Genomic DNA, 13,364 nt, shown 5'->3' with positions numbered 1-13,364 from the left:
ATGCGCGTCGATCTGGGCACCAACAAGGACGGCTCCGAGCGGTGGGCCGAGATCACCGACGTCGATGAGATGCCCCGCCGGGTCTCGGTGGCAGTGCTGCGGCTCATGCCGAGCGCCGACGCCAAGGGCAAGCTGTCGGGCGACTTCTCCCCGGCGGGCATGGCCCGCATCCGGGACACCCTCATCGCCCACCTCATCGAGGGGTGGTCGTTCGACCAGCCGCTCCCCAAGGGCGTCGCCGACAAGCTCCAGTTCCTGCCCAACAGCGCCTACAAGAAGCTCGTGGACGCAACCGAGGACCACTGGGAGGAGGTGGGTTTTTCCAGGGCGAAGGACGGCGACGGGACGAAGGAGTCCCACAGTGGCGACAGCTCCTCCGACTGAAAAACCACCTCCGCGGCCGCGAGATCCCCGGGCATGAGCCGTCAGCCCGCGCGCTGGATGCGCTGACGTATGTGCAGTTCGCCGAGCTGTTCGGGTGGACGCCGCGCGAAGTCGATGAGGTCCCCGCCTGGCTGTTCGACTGGCTGATTCCTGTCCTCAACGTCATGCGGGAGGTCCAGGATGAGCAGCAACGGGAACCGACTGCGGGAGATGGCGCGGCGGGCTGAGCGCGAGGGCGGGCAGGCCGCCGCGCTCGCCATGGCGAAGGCGGGCCGGGACGAGATCCGCCGCACCCTGGCCCGCCGCTCCCACGCCCCGCGCACCCCCACCCCGTCGCCGCCCGGCCAACCGCCCGCCAAAATCTCCGGCAGGTTGCGGGACAAGGTGACCGTCACCTCCGCGCGGCAGATCGGCGCGGGCCGGTGGATGGCAGCGGCAGGCCCCGACGGCGTGGTGTACGCGCGCATCCAGGAACTCGGCGGCGTCACCGGCCGCAACCACATGACGGTGATCCCGCCGCGCCCCTACATGCGGCCAGCGGTCCGCGAGGTGCGCGAGTCCGGCCGTGCGACCGAGGCTGCGGTGGCGGCGTTCTGGAGGGCAGTCCATGGCCGGTAGCAACCTGCCCGACGTCGTGGAGCGGTTCGTCGCTGACGTCGGCTCCTACGTGCAGGACCTGGAGCGCGCTGCCCGGCAGGCCGACCACTTCGGCGAGCAGAACGCCGACGCGCGCGAGGCCGCGCAGCGGATGGGCCACGCCGCGCAGGAGGCCGGGGAGCGCGCGGCCCGGTCGCAGCGGCGCGCGGCGGAGGAGGCCCGCAAGCTCGCAGCCGGGCAGGGCAACGCGGCCCGCGCCGCGCAGGCCGCCGCGGAGGCGCAGCGCGACCTGGAGCGCGCCCAGATGGCCGCCTCCCGGGCGGCGCGCGCGCAGGCCCGCGCGGTGGACCAGGAGGCCGAGCAGTACCGGGAACTCGCCCGGGAGGCCGCGAAAGCAGCAGCGGCGCAGCGCCTCGCGCAGCTCCGCGCCAGCGGGGACATCGAGCAGCACAACCTGCTGATCGCCCGGCTGCGCCAGCAGTTCGGTGACCTCGGCGACGACGGAGACGATTCCTTTCGGGAGATCGAGCGGGCCGCGCGGTTCAGCTTCGGGTCGATCAAAGACAAGGCGGCGGCCGGGCTCGGCGGCATCGGGCCGATGCTGCTGGCGCTGCCGGTGCTGGCGACCGTGGCTGGCGGCGCGACGGTGCTGGCGATCGGCGGCGCGCTGGCGGCGGTTGGCCTCGCGGTCGCCGCCAAAAACCAGGAGATCAAGCGGGAGTTCTCCGGCCTCAAGAAGCATGTCGTCTCCGAGGCCAAGCAGTGGGCGAAGCCTTTCGAGGGCACGCTCCGCGAGGTCGTCCGCGTCGGGCGGCAGACGTTCGACGCGTTCGGGCCCACCGTCCGCGACAGCTTCCGGGAACTCGCGCCTGCTGTTCAGCTGTTCGTCGGCGAGTTCGCGCGCGCCCTGCTGCGCCTGCGCCCCGTCCTGACGTCCTTCACCCGCTCCTTCCAGGGCGTCATCATGCACCTGGGCCCGGCGATGGATGTCGTCCTCAAGAACGTCGCTGACGGGCTGATCTCGATCTCGGAGGCCGTCCAGCGCAACCCGCAGGAATTCGCGAACTTCCTCAAGGACATTTCGGCGATCGTGCGGGTCGCGGGGATGCTCGCGGGCGTCCTGATGGACCTCTACCCCGTGATCAACGTTTTTTCGGGGTCGTGGTCCGATGTGACCGACGCGCTCGGACCGGTCATCCCGGTGATCACCGAGATCGGCCGGATGCTGCTGGTGTACCTGGCCGGGCCGATCGGCATGGTCGTGGACGGCGTCAGCCGGTTCGTGGACGTCTCCAAGCTGTGGAAGAAGGAAAGCAGCGACGTCGCCGCCGCCGCCGGGTCCGTGGCCGCGTCGGTGCAGCAGCGGCTGGTGCCTGCGGTGGGGTCGGCGTCGGGTGAGCTGTCCACCAACCAGCAGCTCATGCAGCTCGCCCGCAAGTCGGCGGAGCAGCTCAAGCAGGCGCTCGACTCGCTCACCGGCAAGACGCTGACCTCGCGGGAGGCGGCGGCGCAGTACGGCCAGGCCGTGATCGATCTGACCAAGACGATCAAGGAGAACGGCAAGGCCCACGGGTTCAATTCGGCCAAGGGCATCGAGAACGAGCAGGCCCTGACGTCCATGGCCAAGGCCGCGCATCAGAACGCGATCGCGATGCGCGACAACGGCCGGTCGGCGAACGATGTCGGCAAGTTCATGGCGTCGGCCCGCAAGAAGATCATCGACGCTGCGGTCAGCATGGGCTACTCCAAGCGCGAGGCGAAGGACCTCGCGAACAAGCTCATGGGCGTCAAGCACTCAGCCGACAAGATCCCGCCGAAGAAGAACGTCAAGGTCACCGCGCAGACCAGCAGCGCAGAGGCGCAGATCCGCAGCTTCGCGCAGCGGATCGGCGGCATCCTCGCCGGGGTCGGCGGCATCGTTCTGGGCACTCGCGGACACGCGCAGGGCGGCCTGGTCGGCTACGCCGGTGGCGGCCCGGTCGGCTATCCGGGCGGCGGGTACGTGCGCGGGCCCGGCACGACCACGTCGGACTCGATCCTCGCGCGGCTGAGTAACAAGGAGTTCGTGATCAATGCGGCCTCCACGCGGGTGTACCGGCCGGTGCTGGAGGCCATCAACGCCGCCAAGGGCCGGGCGGTCGAGTTGAAGAAGGCCGGGTGGGGCACGGCGACCGGGCCCGGCCCGGTCGGGTGGGAGAAGGCCACCAGCGGCCCCAAGCTCACCCCGGCGACCGGCCAGTTCCCCACGCCGCCGCGTAAGACCTACGCGCCGCTCGCCCGGCAGCCCGCCGCCGCAACGGTCAACCGCGTGGAGAACCACTTCCACGTCGCCGGGTCGGTGTGGGCCGCTGGCGAGCTGCTCGACGTCGTGCAGCGCCAGGCCGCACAACGCAACGTGAGGAATCCCGGCTTGGCGCAGTTCGGAGGTCGATGATGGCCCTGAACATCGTGCAGTACTGGGACACCGCCGGGGGCCGCGAGGACCTCAACCTCACGATCGCACCCAACCCCGACAACTGGCTGATCGCGGTCATCACCTACCGGTTCTGGGACGGGACTCTCCCGCTGGCGTCCATCGGCGACCTGGCCCGCAACTGGTGGACGCTGTGCGGCTCCACCTACCACCAGGCCACCACGACCCGCGTGGAGGTGTGGGTGTGCCCGCGCGTGCAGTACGCGCCGTGGGCCATGAACGTCATCTACGCCGCCGTGTCGCACCTGGCCGCCGACGACGTCGGCTCGGTCGCGCTCCAGGTGATCGAGATCAGCGGGTTCACCAACGGGTTCGTGGACGTCGTCAGCGCGACGCCCGGCAGCGCCGGATCAGCGACGGGTCTCTCGGTGAACCTGCCCGCCCCCGGCGCGAACTCCCTGGTCATCGCGGCCGCCGCCACCAGCAACGCAGGCCTCGCCGTGACGCCGCCCGGGACGGGGTGGGGTGCGCTGTCGCAGGTGTCGCGCGGTGCCCCCGACGGCCCGGACCTGCGCCTGTCGGTGGCGTGCCGGGCCACCTCCGCAGCGCAGACCGCGACGTGGTCCACTGCTTCCGCGGTGGGCTGGACGGGCCTGGTCGTCGCGATCCGCGAGACCGGGACGCCGTGGCCGCAGCCGAACGCGAACTGGCCGGCGACGCGTCTCCAGCTCGGGCACACGGTCGGGCTGGAGACGCCGCTCACGCGCGTGAACTGGACCAACCACACGGGCCGGTTCGAGGGGCTGCGCGCGGGGCGGGGTGTGCAGTACGAGTTGGGCCGCCCGCAGGCCGGTGAAGCGCAGATAACCCTGCGGAACTTCGACAACGGGGCCACCCCCACGCCCGGCGGCGCCCTGGACATCTACACGCCGTACCAGCTCCTCATGGCGTGGCAGGGCAAGATCTACCCGGTCAGCGCCGGGTGGGTTGAGCGGTGGCGGCGGCGGTGGGTCACTCCGCACCACGGCTACGTGGACGCCTCCGGCGTGGACGCGATCGCAACTCTGGTGGCGACGCTCCCGACGCCGCTGCGCGGGGAGATCCTGCGCCGCCGCCCCTACGCGTACTGGCCGCTCAGTGACCCGGCCGGGTCGCCCAGCGCCCTCAACGTGGCGGGCCGCTCCCAAGCGGTTGCGACGCTGGCGCGCAGCAAGTACGGGTCCGGCGCGAACGGCAAGGCCGAGTTCGGGGCTTCCACCGACAGCGACGGGCACTGGCAGACCCGCATCTACGGCGACCCCGGCTCCGGGTGGCAGCAGTCGGGCCTGGCCGGTGGGGACACCGACAAGGGGTACGCGCTGATCGCTGAGGACCGCGCGTTCCCGGCGATCTCCGGCGGCATCACGATCTGCGGGATGCTGCGCCCGGACGCGGCCGCGCCCGACGGCACGCTGTGCATCCTGCGGAACCTCGACCCCGGCGGCGGCGCGGGCCAGGGCAGCGTCATCAAGGTGTGGCTGTCGGGCATGACGGTGGCGGTCACCGTCTGGGACAAGGACACCCACGCGGCGACCACGACGTACTCGATCCAGGGGTTCGTGGTCGGGGACTGGTCGCCGTGGAGCCTGCGGTTGACCCGCACCTCGTGGCGGGTCACCCTCCAGGACCCCACGCTGTTCGTGGCCGGGTCCGCTGACCTGGTGGACGGCTTCGACTCGATCAGCTTCGGCGGTGAGGCTGACGCGTTCTGGAACGGCAACTCGCTGAACGCGAGCCACGCCCATCTGGCGGTGTACGACCGGTGGCTGAGCGACGCCGAACTGCAAGAGCTGGGCGTGGACGCCCGCAATGCGTGGGCCGACGACGAGGCCGTGCACCAGCGGGCCCAGCGCTGGCTGGCCATCACCGGATCAGACGTCCCCCGCACCTTGATGTTCGGCGACGCACAGCACTCCCGCGACACCGCATCGGGCGGAGCCCTGGCGCAGACGCTAGGCGACATGATGGAGACCGAGAACGGGCTCGTGTTCGCCGACGGCGCCGGATACCTGCGCGTGATGTCCCAGCGGTTCATGCACCGCCAGCCGGTCCGGTGGGTCCTGGGCGACAACACCGGCGCCGGGGAGATTCCGTTCCAGGCCGACGCCGCGCCCGACTACGACCTCACCCACCTGTACAACTCGGTGACGCTCAACAACGACAACGAGTACGCCGTCACCGCCATCGCGCCCCGCACGCACATCGCCGCCGACCCCGACAGCATCTCCCGGTACGGGGCCCGGCCGCTGGAGCGGAACACCTCGCTGTACAGCCCGCAAGCCGCGTGGGGGCTCGCCGAGTGGCTGCTCGCCGTCCACAAAACGCCGAGGCACCGGTGGGAGCAGGTGGTCGTGGACGCGGCCCGGTACCCGGCGGCGTGGCCGCTGGTGCTGGGCGTGGAGGTCGGCGACCTCATCACCGTGGTGCGGCGGCCGCTGGGGCAGCCCGCGGTGACGGCGCAGTGCCGCGTCATGACGGTGTCCCACGACATCACCTCCGGCACCGGGCAGACCCGCGCGAGCGTCGCGTTGACGCTGGCGCCCGCGCCTCCGCAGGTGCTGGTGCTCGGCGACCCCGTCAAGGGCGTGCTCGGCAACTCCACGATCGGATGGTGAGCCCGTGAGATACACCCTGCCGTCGGGGTTCCCGACGCTGGAGCCGACCGAGCCCGCCGACTGGTCGGAGCAGGGCGCCGGGGGGCTCGGGTCGCCCGTCGATGCCCGGTATCTGGAGTCGGACGTCTCCGGCGCGGTGTTGTTCCACCGGTCGCGGCCGCTGTTTCAAGGGCTGTGCACCGGCGCGGTCAACGTCCCCACCAGCACGTGGACGCCGCTGCCGCTGACCGAGATCATCGACGCGGTCGGCGGGCACAGCGACTCCGCGAACAAGCCGCGGTGGGCTGCGTCGCAGACCGCCAACAGCGGCGACTGGTATCTGTGCACGGGGTACGTGCCGATGGTCGCCACCAACGGCAACCGCGTCCACGTCGCGGGGATCCGCCTGAACGGCGGCACGGTCTACGAGGGCATGAAGATCACCGGGGGGGCCGGGCACGCGACCGACATGCTTGTGGTGGACCTGCTGCACCTGGCCGTGGACCAGTACGTCGAGCTGATGGCGTGGCAGGACACCGGGGCGACGGTGGCCACTAGCACCGGTACCAAGTGCCCGAGCCTGACGTTGCGGTGGGCGTGCTCAGCGACCGGCACCGTCGTTCCGCTGCCCGCGCTGCCGCGCACGTGGACGGCCAACGACCTGCTCACCGCCGACTCCACCGGCACCGTCGGCCCCTACACCAAGGTCCCGCTGAACCGGCACGTCAACGACGTGCTGCGGTTCCTGCGCTACCCGCCGGCCGCCCGCCTCAACTCGATCGGCACCACCCAGACCATCCCCTCGAACGCGTCGGGGTGGACGTCGATTCAGATGATCGGCGAGCACATCGACAACTACGGCGGCCACGACAACACGACGAACAACACCCGCTACACGTGCCAGCGGGCGGGCTTGTACTTCGTGCACGGCCTGGCGGCGGTCGGCGAACCGTCGTCCAGCGCGGGCTGGCGCGCGGCGCGGCTGCTGGTCAACGGCACCACCGCCTACACCGGGACGAGCACCGTCCCGGCGGCGGTGTCCACCAGCGGCACGGCGGTGTCCGCGACCGCGCTGATCCGCATGAACGCGGGCGACTATGTGGAGTTGCAGATGCAGCAGAACCAGGGGTCGGCCCTGTCGGTGAAGGGCGGGGCCGGGGACCACTCCCGGCTGATCGCGGTCTGGCAGAGCCTCTAATGCCGGTCCCGCAGGTCCCGGTGTTCGTGCCGGGCGCGCCGGTCGGGTCGCTGCCCGCCCGGTTCAACGCGTGGATTCGCGATCCGTTGACGGCGCTGCTGTCGCCGCCGCGGTTCCGGGCCCGCCGCACCACCGGCCTGACCGTCACCGAGGCCGTCAACCAGGCCGTCGCGTGGAACTCCAGCGGGGTGGACGAGGACTCGCACGGCGGATGGAGCAGCGGGCAGCCGACCCGGTACACCGTCCCCGCCGGGTGGTCGGGCTGGTGGCTGGTGACCGGCGCGGTCAGCATCTCCGGCGGCGGCGCGGCCGGCCTGGTGCTGATCCCATCCATCGCCGTCAACGGCGCATCGCACACCGGCGCGGGGTTGGCCGGGTGGGAAGGGCCGGAACCGTTCGTGGCGTTCGGCGGGCTCAAGGTCTGCTCGGCAACGTGGCGGGTGTACGCGTCCGCTGGCGACCGCATCGAGCTGATCCTCTACTACTCCGACGAGTCCACGATCACGGCCGTGGACACCACGCCCGGCCAGGAGTGCCGGATCGAACTCGTCTGGGACGGGGTGTAGATGACCAATGACTGGAGCATGGGCGAGGTGGTGCGGCGCCTGGACCGTATCGAGCAGCATCTCGGCGACATGGGCCTCCGCCTGGTCCCCGTCGATCTGCACACCCGTGACCGTGCGGAGACCGAGCGGCGGTTCGCCGAACTGGAGCGCGATGTCGCCGACGAGCGCCAGGCCCGCAAGGACGGCGACAAGGACATCCGCGACCAGCTCGACCGGCAGAACGACCGGCAGGGCACGTCCTGGCGCACGGCGATCTACTCCGGGGTCATCCCGTCCGCGCTGTTCCTCATCACGATCCTGCTCCAGCTCAAGAGCGGCGGCGGCAAATGACTGATGCGCAGCAGGTGCGGCGGGGCGTGCGCCGGAACGCCGGCGTCGTCGTCGTGGTCGGCGTGTTCCTGGTGCTGGCCGTCTGGTCCTGGTCGGCGGTCCGGGATCTCCAGACCGACAACCGCGCAATTCGGGCGGACGCGGTGTCCGCGCGCGCGGACAACCGGGTGCTCGCCGATCAGGTTCGGCAGCTCGGCGGGGTGCCGAAGGTGTCGCCGCCACCGGGCCCGCCCGGCGCGACGGGCAGCCCGGGGAGTCCCGGGTCGCCGGGCCCGTCGGGGCAGCCGGGCGGGCGGGGGCCGGCGGGTGCGACTGGCGCTCCGGGCGCGCGCGGAGGAGCAGGTGCTCCCGGGCGGCCAGGGACGACCGGCGCGCCGGGCCGGGTGGGTCCGTCGGGGACGGCCGGTCAGCCGGGCAAGGACGGCGCGGGGGGCAAGGACGGCTCTCCCGGGCAGCAGGGTCCGGCGGGCGAGCGCGGCCCGGTCGGCGAGCAGGGCCCGCGCGGGGAGCAGGGACCGCCGGGCCCGTCGTGCCCGGACGGCTATCGAGTGGAGACCGGCAGCGTCGTCACGCCCGACGGGCCGCGCGACGCTGCGTACTGCGTGCGAGAGGACAGCCCATGAAGCTGGAGAACAGGTCGGTGTTCGGCTGGCCGCCGAGCGCCGCAGCCGCCGCGCCCTGCCGGGACGGCCTGGTCGTCCACTACGACGGGTCGAACCAGGGACTCGCAGGTAAGGGCCATGACGCGTGCCGCACCTACTGGCGCAACACCCGCAAGTTCCACATGGGCCCGTCGCGCAACTGGGCCGACATCGGGTACTCGTTCGCGGTCTGCCCGCATGGCGTCGTCCTGGAGGGTCGCGGTTTCGGCCGCGTGCAGGCCGCGCAGCCCGGCGGCAACAACACGTGGACGAGCGTGACGTTCATGTCCGGCGACGCCGAGCGCCCGACCGCCGAGCAGGTCGCCGCGTTCAAGGAGCTGCGCGCGTGGCTGCGCGGCAAGGGCGTCGCCGGGGCCGTCAGAGGCCACCGCGACTTCATCTCCACTAGCTGCCCCGGCTCCATCCTCTACGGGATGGTCCGCGACGGCAGCCTCACCGGCAACCCCCAGGAGGACGACGACATGCCCCTGTCCGACGCCGATCTCAAGAAGATCCGCGACATCGTGTGGAACACCGACACCGCCCCGGCGCCCGGCACCGCGGCCAAGGACAACCCGACGTGGCGGCACGTGAACATCCTGCGCGACGCCTACAGCTCGGTGCAGCAGGTCAAGGCCACGCTCGCCCAGCTCGCGCGGCAGTCGCCGGACGTGGACGAGGCCGAGGTCGCGCGCCTGGTGCTGGCCGACCTGACGCCGGAGCGCATCGCGGCCGCGATCCCGGCGGAGCTGGCGGGTCAGGTCGTGGACCAGCTCGCCGTCCGCCTCAACACCCCGAAGGAGTAGACCGTGCAGGACCTCACCGACCGGCACCCGGGCACGCAGCACCTCGCCCGCCACTTCGAGTACGACCACCTCCCCGAGCACCTCCAGGCCGTGTCCCGCCCGTGCGGGGAGCTGGCGGAGGAGATGATCCGCGCCCTGCCCGACGGCCCCGAGCTGACGGCCGGGCTCCGCAAGCTGCTGGAGGCGAAGGACTGCTTCGTCCGCGCAGCGCTGCCCCCGAAGGAGTGACCATGTCCGCACCCGTGGAGAAGAAGGTGACGGCCGCGACCACCGCCGCCGCCGTCGCGTCGTTCGTCGTCGGCCTGCTGGTGGTGAAGGTGCCCGCGCTCGCCGGGCTGGCCGACATCCTCCAGGCCGCGATCGTCGGCGTCATCACGACCGCGCTGACCGGCGTGGCCGGGTGGCTGGCCAAGCACACCCCGCGCACGCCCGCGCGGGACGGCTCGTACGGCCGGTAACCCGACCAGCAGAACGCCCCCGCTCCTCCGCGATGGAGGGGCGGGGGCGTTCGTTGCGTCTGCTACTCCCCGTGCCGGGCGGGGCCCGCCGGAGCGGGCCCCGCAGGGCGTCAGATCAGGGCGTCGATCTCCAGGTAGATCGCCGACCAGGCGGTGGTGTCGTCGCCGTCCTCGGCGTCGGCGAGGCACCAGCCGATGTGAGTGAGGGAGGAGGTGAGCATGGCGATGAGGGCCTCCAGCTCGGTGTCGGTGAGGGTGCCGAAGAGGAGGGGGGCGGTGGGCTTCTCGCTGGTCATGGCAGTCACGCGTTCTCCCTAGTAGGTGGCTGATCAGGCGGCGAGCGCGAACTCGCGCGCCGGGGTGGTGGTGATCTCGACGGTGTCGGCGGCGACCAGGTGGTAGCAGCGTCCGGTCCGGCCGTGGCCCTTGCAGGTGCACGACCGCTCGACCGTGTCCACCAGGTAGACCGTGTCCCCGTCGCTGCTGACCGCGAGGAACTGGCCGTCGTGGCGGGTGGGGACGAGCGCCTGGTCCTCCAGCAGCTCCAGCGCGTCGCGGCGGGTCTTCTCGGCCCCCTTGAAGGCGCGGCTCAGACGAGCGACGGCGGTCTCGCGCTGCTGCATCGTCCAGCAGTGGTCGCCGTAGCCGCGGGTCACGCTGCGGGCGCTGCGGAGGGTGGCGTGGCAGCGCTTGCAGGTGGCCGTCTGGGGCTTCGCCGTCTTCGTCATGCCAACCATTATGGCCACATGAGTTGGCATATGGCAAGAGAGTTGGCCAACACATGTGGCATGATGGGGTCATGGCGAAGAAGACACCCAGCGTCGAACAGTGGCTCCGCGACGCCGTCCACACCCACCAGCAAGCCGAAACCGACCTCCACGAGGCGATCCTCATCGCCTTGTACCCCAACTCCGGCGTCAAACAGGCCACCGTCGCCCAGCTCACCGGCTACTCCCGCGAGCACCTGCGCCGCCTCGCCCGCGAAAACGGCATCCCCTCCGCGAAAACCGCCAGCGAGCAGTTCCTCCAAGACATGACAGAGATCACCGACTCCTACGTCCGCGCGCGGACCAACGCCCGCATCGACCGCTACCGGCCCGTCCTGGCCGCCGCGTTCGGCGAGGACATCGCCGCCCGCGTCCTGGACGACCCGGGCCTCCACGACGTCGCCGACGCCCTAGGCGACGAGCACGGGATCGAGGTGGACGAGGTCGCCCGGCTCGTCGCCCAGCACCTCCAGCAGCACCCGGACGCGACCATGGGCGAGGCGTACGACGCCGCGCGCCAGGCCGCCGCCGAGCGCGACGACGCGGACGAATAGAGCGGGCGCGCCGGCCGGACCCGCGATGCCGACCGACGCGCCCGCGTCTGGGTCGCATGGCCCCCGCCGGTCAGGCTCCGGGTGATCAGTCCGGATGACCCGGGCGGGCAGCCATGCGACGTCTGGTGGAGGGCGGCGGGGCGGGCGTCGGGGGATCTCGCGCCGCCACCCCCCGGTCAGGAAGGCGCGGGTCGCCACGCCCGGTGCGCGGTGAGCAGCTCGTCCAGCTTCGTCACCGCCAGGTCCCCGCGGTTGGCCGGGCAGATCGGGACGGCCTCCTCGCCCGGCACCGCCCAGTACCACCACGGCACGCCGCCGTCGCCGCGCCGCCGGTGCTCCAGCACCGGCATCGGCACCCCGGGCGGCCACGCCAGCTCCGGAGGCAGGAACGTCACCCGCCCGTCGTCGAGCCCCTGCGTCAGCCACCCGCAGTTGGAGATGCAGTGCCTGGTGATCAACTCGCGGTGATGCGGAGGCCGCTCATGAACACCGCTCACAACGTCCTCCTTGTGTGCGTCCCGCGCGGCCGACGCCCGACGGGGGTCGGTGTCGGCCGCGCGGGGTCCCCCCTGCCGCAGGGCCGGATGTTGGCCGCCCTGCGGGTTGGAGTCGGACGGCGCGCTGAGCAGGCACGGGCCACGTACTGCCCGGCGGCCGTCCGACGTCGTGCCCGCGGTCCCGGTGCGCGCCCGCTGACCGGGACCGCGGAGTTCATTGGGTCACTGCCTGAAGCTTGATACGCAGCCCGTCAGCGGTGTCGTCTTCAAGGTCGGCGACCTCGCCCGCCTGGTCGCGGGGCAGCGGCCCGCGCGTCGCCCACCAACGGTCCCGGTCGGTGATGATGATCGACCAGTCGGGGAACTCTTCCCGTAGCTTCTGCTGCTCGACCCGATCAGAGTCGGTTACCGTGCGCATAGGTCGGATTCACCCTCCGGCCGAGGCCCCGGAACCACCAGCGCGCGAACGCTGGCCCGGGGCCGTCTGACGTTTCGGGTGAGCGCGGACCCAACGAGAGCCCTGCGTCGGCGGCTCTCAGGATCGGACCACACGGGAACGAGTGGCTGGTCCGCGCCCACATCTGCGACGGTAAGGACGCCGGACACCTACCCGCTATAGGTGTGCACGAGTGTGCAGCAGGTTTATCCAGGTGTGCAGTATTGCTATGCCAGGGCGTCGATGGCCGCCATAATCCGAGCGCGGGCCGTTCTTCCATACACCGCCGTTGCCGCCAGTTCAGTAACGGCAGACTCGTACATAGCGATCTCCCGAGGGTCGGTGATCGTCAAGAATCCGCTCACCAATTCCACGTTCACCTGCACGTCATCGAACATGAAGAACATCTCCACCGGCCAATGCGTCGTACGATCCGCATCCAGTGGAATCACCCCAAGGGACAACGTCGGCAACGACGCCGCCGACAACAGATGACCGAGCTGGCCAGCCATCACCTCCGCACCGCCGATCCGGTACCGCAGCGCCGCCTCCTCCACCAGGACCACGACCTGTCCGGGCCCCTGCAAGACCGCGTGCTGCCGGTCGATGCGCTCGGCGACCGCCTCGTCCACGTCGTCCACCTCGATGGCGCGACGGGCACGGATCGCCTGCAACACGGCCCGGATGTAGGGGCCGGTCTGCACAGGGCCGGGGATCATCACCGGCGAGTAGACGCGGAGCAGCCGCGTGCGCTCGTACAACTCCCGGACGGACTCCTGTGCGTGCCGGAGCCCGTTCCGCTCCATGCGGCGCCAGTCCAGCCACAGCGAGTCCGCCGCGTGCCGCTCGGCGACCAGCTCGTCCCCGAGTTGGGGCACGCCGCACGCGCTGCACCAGGCCCGGATATCGCCTGCGGTCGGCGACGTCGCCGCGTGCTCCAGCTTGGACACCTTCGTACGATGCCACCCGCACCGCTCCGCCAGCTCGATCCCGGTCAGCTCGGCCGCAACGCGCAACTCCCGGAGCCGGTCGGCGAGGGCCTGCCGCGCGTGCTGGGCGCTGGAGGACGGACTCGACATGACAC

18 protein-coding genes are annotated in these 13,364 nt (G+C 71.5%); 13 read left to right on the top strand and 5 right to left on the bottom strand.

The annotated features are described in order from the left end of the window. The 12 genes from AH6_RS24300 (at position 1) to AH6_RS24255 (ending at position 10,026) form a co-directional block, all read left to right on the top strand. Positions 1-384: a hypothetical protein gene (locus tag AH6_RS24300; RefSeq protein ID WP_067483765.1), complete on the top strand. Its 384-nt coding sequence runs from the start codon at positions 1-3 to the stop codon at positions 382-384. A gap of 71 nt (positions 385-455) precedes the next feature. Next, positions 456-611 (top strand): hypothetical protein, encoded by a 156-nt coding sequence (locus AH6_RS44000; protein WP_157431673.1) that lies wholly within the window; start codon positions 456-458, stop codon positions 609-611. Then, the gene (locus AH6_RS24295; protein WP_067483763.1) at positions 565-1,002 is read left to right on the top strand and encodes a phage virion morphogenesis protein; all 438 of its coding nucleotides are present in this window, start codon (positions 565-567) and stop codon (positions 1,000-1,002) included. The genes AH6_RS44000 and AH6_RS24295 overlap by 47 nt, the downstream gene beginning before the upstream one ends. Next, positions 992-3,415: a hypothetical protein gene (locus AH6_RS24290; protein WP_067483761.1), complete on the top strand. Its 2,424-nt coding sequence runs from the start codon at positions 992-994 to the stop codon at positions 3,413-3,415. Before AH6_RS24295 ends, AH6_RS24290 begins: the two co-directional genes overlap by 11 nt. After that, a complete protein-coding gene (locus AH6_RS24285; RefSeq protein WP_157431672.1) occupies positions 3,412-6,048 on the top strand; it encodes a hypothetical protein in 2,637 nt (878 codons plus the stop codon). Before AH6_RS24290 ends, AH6_RS24285 begins: the two co-directional genes overlap by 4 nt. Before the next feature lie 4 nt (positions 6,049-6,052). Then, positions 6,053-7,225 (top strand): hypothetical protein, encoded by a 1,173-nt coding sequence (locus AH6_RS24280; protein ID WP_067483757.1) that lies wholly within the window; start codon positions 6,053-6,055, stop codon positions 7,223-7,225. Continuing rightward, positions 7,225-7,791, top strand: a complete 567-nt coding sequence (locus tag AH6_RS24275) for a hypothetical protein (RefSeq protein WP_067483755.1) — start codon at positions 7,225-7,227, stop codon at positions 7,789-7,791. Before AH6_RS24280 ends, AH6_RS24275 begins: the two co-directional genes overlap by 1 nt. Then, positions 7,792-8,121 carry a hypothetical protein gene (locus tag AH6_RS24270; RefSeq protein WP_067483753.1) on the top strand — a complete coding sequence of 110 codons (330 nt, stop codon included), beginning with the start codon at positions 7,792-7,794 and terminating at the stop codon, positions 8,119-8,121. After that, positions 8,118-8,744: a collagen-like protein gene (locus AH6_RS42675; protein ID WP_083983399.1), complete on the top strand. Its 627-nt coding sequence runs from the start codon at positions 8,118-8,120 to the stop codon at positions 8,742-8,744. The genes AH6_RS24270 and AH6_RS42675 overlap by 4 nt, the downstream gene beginning before the upstream one ends. Further along, positions 8,741-9,568: a peptidoglycan recognition protein family protein gene (locus AH6_RS24265; RefSeq protein ID WP_067483751.1), complete on the top strand. Its 828-nt coding sequence runs from the start codon at positions 8,741-8,743 to the stop codon at positions 9,566-9,568. The genes AH6_RS42675 and AH6_RS24265 overlap by 4 nt, the downstream gene beginning before the upstream one ends. Before the next feature lie 3 nt (positions 9,569-9,571). Then, positions 9,572-9,796 carry a hypothetical protein gene (locus tag AH6_RS24260; RefSeq protein WP_067483749.1) on the top strand — a complete coding sequence of 75 codons (225 nt, stop codon included), beginning with the start codon at positions 9,572-9,574 and terminating at the stop codon, positions 9,794-9,796. A 2-nt stretch (positions 9,797-9,798) separates the two neighbouring features. Further along, positions 9,799-10,026 (top strand): hypothetical protein, encoded by a 228-nt coding sequence (locus AH6_RS24255; RefSeq protein WP_067483747.1) that lies wholly within the window; start codon positions 9,799-9,801, stop codon positions 10,024-10,026. A 110-nt stretch (positions 10,027-10,136) separates the two neighbouring features. Here the strand turns inward: AH6_RS24255 and AH6_RS24250 are convergent, their stop codons facing one another. Both AH6_RS24250 and AH6_RS24245 read right to left on the bottom strand, forming a co-directional pair. After that, the gene (locus AH6_RS24250) at positions 10,137-10,331 is read right to left on the bottom strand and encodes a hypothetical protein (RefSeq protein WP_157431671.1); all 195 of its coding nucleotides are present in this window, start codon (positions 10,329-10,331) and stop codon (positions 10,137-10,139) included. Positions 10,332-10,355: 24 nt separating this feature from the next. Then, positions 10,356-10,754, bottom strand: coding sequence for a DUF6011 domain-containing protein (locus AH6_RS24245; RefSeq protein ID WP_067483739.1), 399 nt, complete (start codon positions 10,752-10,754; stop codon positions 10,356-10,358). A 71-nt stretch (positions 10,755-10,825) separates the two neighbouring features. On the opposite strand from AH6_RS24245, the gene AH6_RS24240 reads away from it, so the two are divergent. Continuing rightward, on the top strand, positions 10,826-11,347 hold the full coding sequence (locus tag AH6_RS24240) for a hypothetical protein (protein ID WP_067483736.1): 522 nt from the start codon (positions 10,826-10,828) through the stop codon (positions 11,345-11,347). 176 nt (positions 11,348-11,523) lie between these two features. On the opposite strand, the gene AH6_RS24235 is transcribed toward AH6_RS24240, so the two are convergent. The 3 genes from AH6_RS24235 to AH6_RS24225 all read right to left on the bottom strand — a co-directional run bounded on the left by AH6_RS24235 (position 11,524) and on the right by AH6_RS24225 (position 13,359). Beyond that, complete coding sequence (locus tag AH6_RS24235) at positions 11,524-11,844, bottom strand: hypothetical protein (RefSeq protein WP_157431670.1); 321 nt, start codon at positions 11,842-11,844, stop codon at positions 11,524-11,526. 214 nt (positions 11,845-12,058) lie between these two features. After that, complete coding sequence (locus AH6_RS24230) at positions 12,059-12,262, bottom strand: hypothetical protein (protein WP_067483732.1); 204 nt, start codon at positions 12,260-12,262, stop codon at positions 12,059-12,061. A 245-nt stretch (positions 12,263-12,507) separates the two neighbouring features. Next, positions 12,508-13,359, bottom strand: a complete 852-nt coding sequence (locus AH6_RS24225) for a helix-turn-helix domain-containing protein (RefSeq protein ID WP_067483730.1) — start codon at positions 13,357-13,359, stop codon at positions 12,508-12,510. Between the last annotated feature and the right edge of the window lie 5 nt (positions 13,360-13,364).

Origin of the sequence: Actinomadura hibisca NBRC 15177 (assembly GCF_001552635.1) — a bacterium.
In the GTDB taxonomy this organism is placed as follows: Bacteria; Actinomycetota; Actinomycetes; order Streptosporangiales; family Streptosporangiaceae; genus Spirillospora; species Spirillospora hibisca.
The sequence above is the reverse complement of the archived record's forward strand: the minus strand, read 5'-3'. Positions and strand labels throughout refer to the sequence as shown.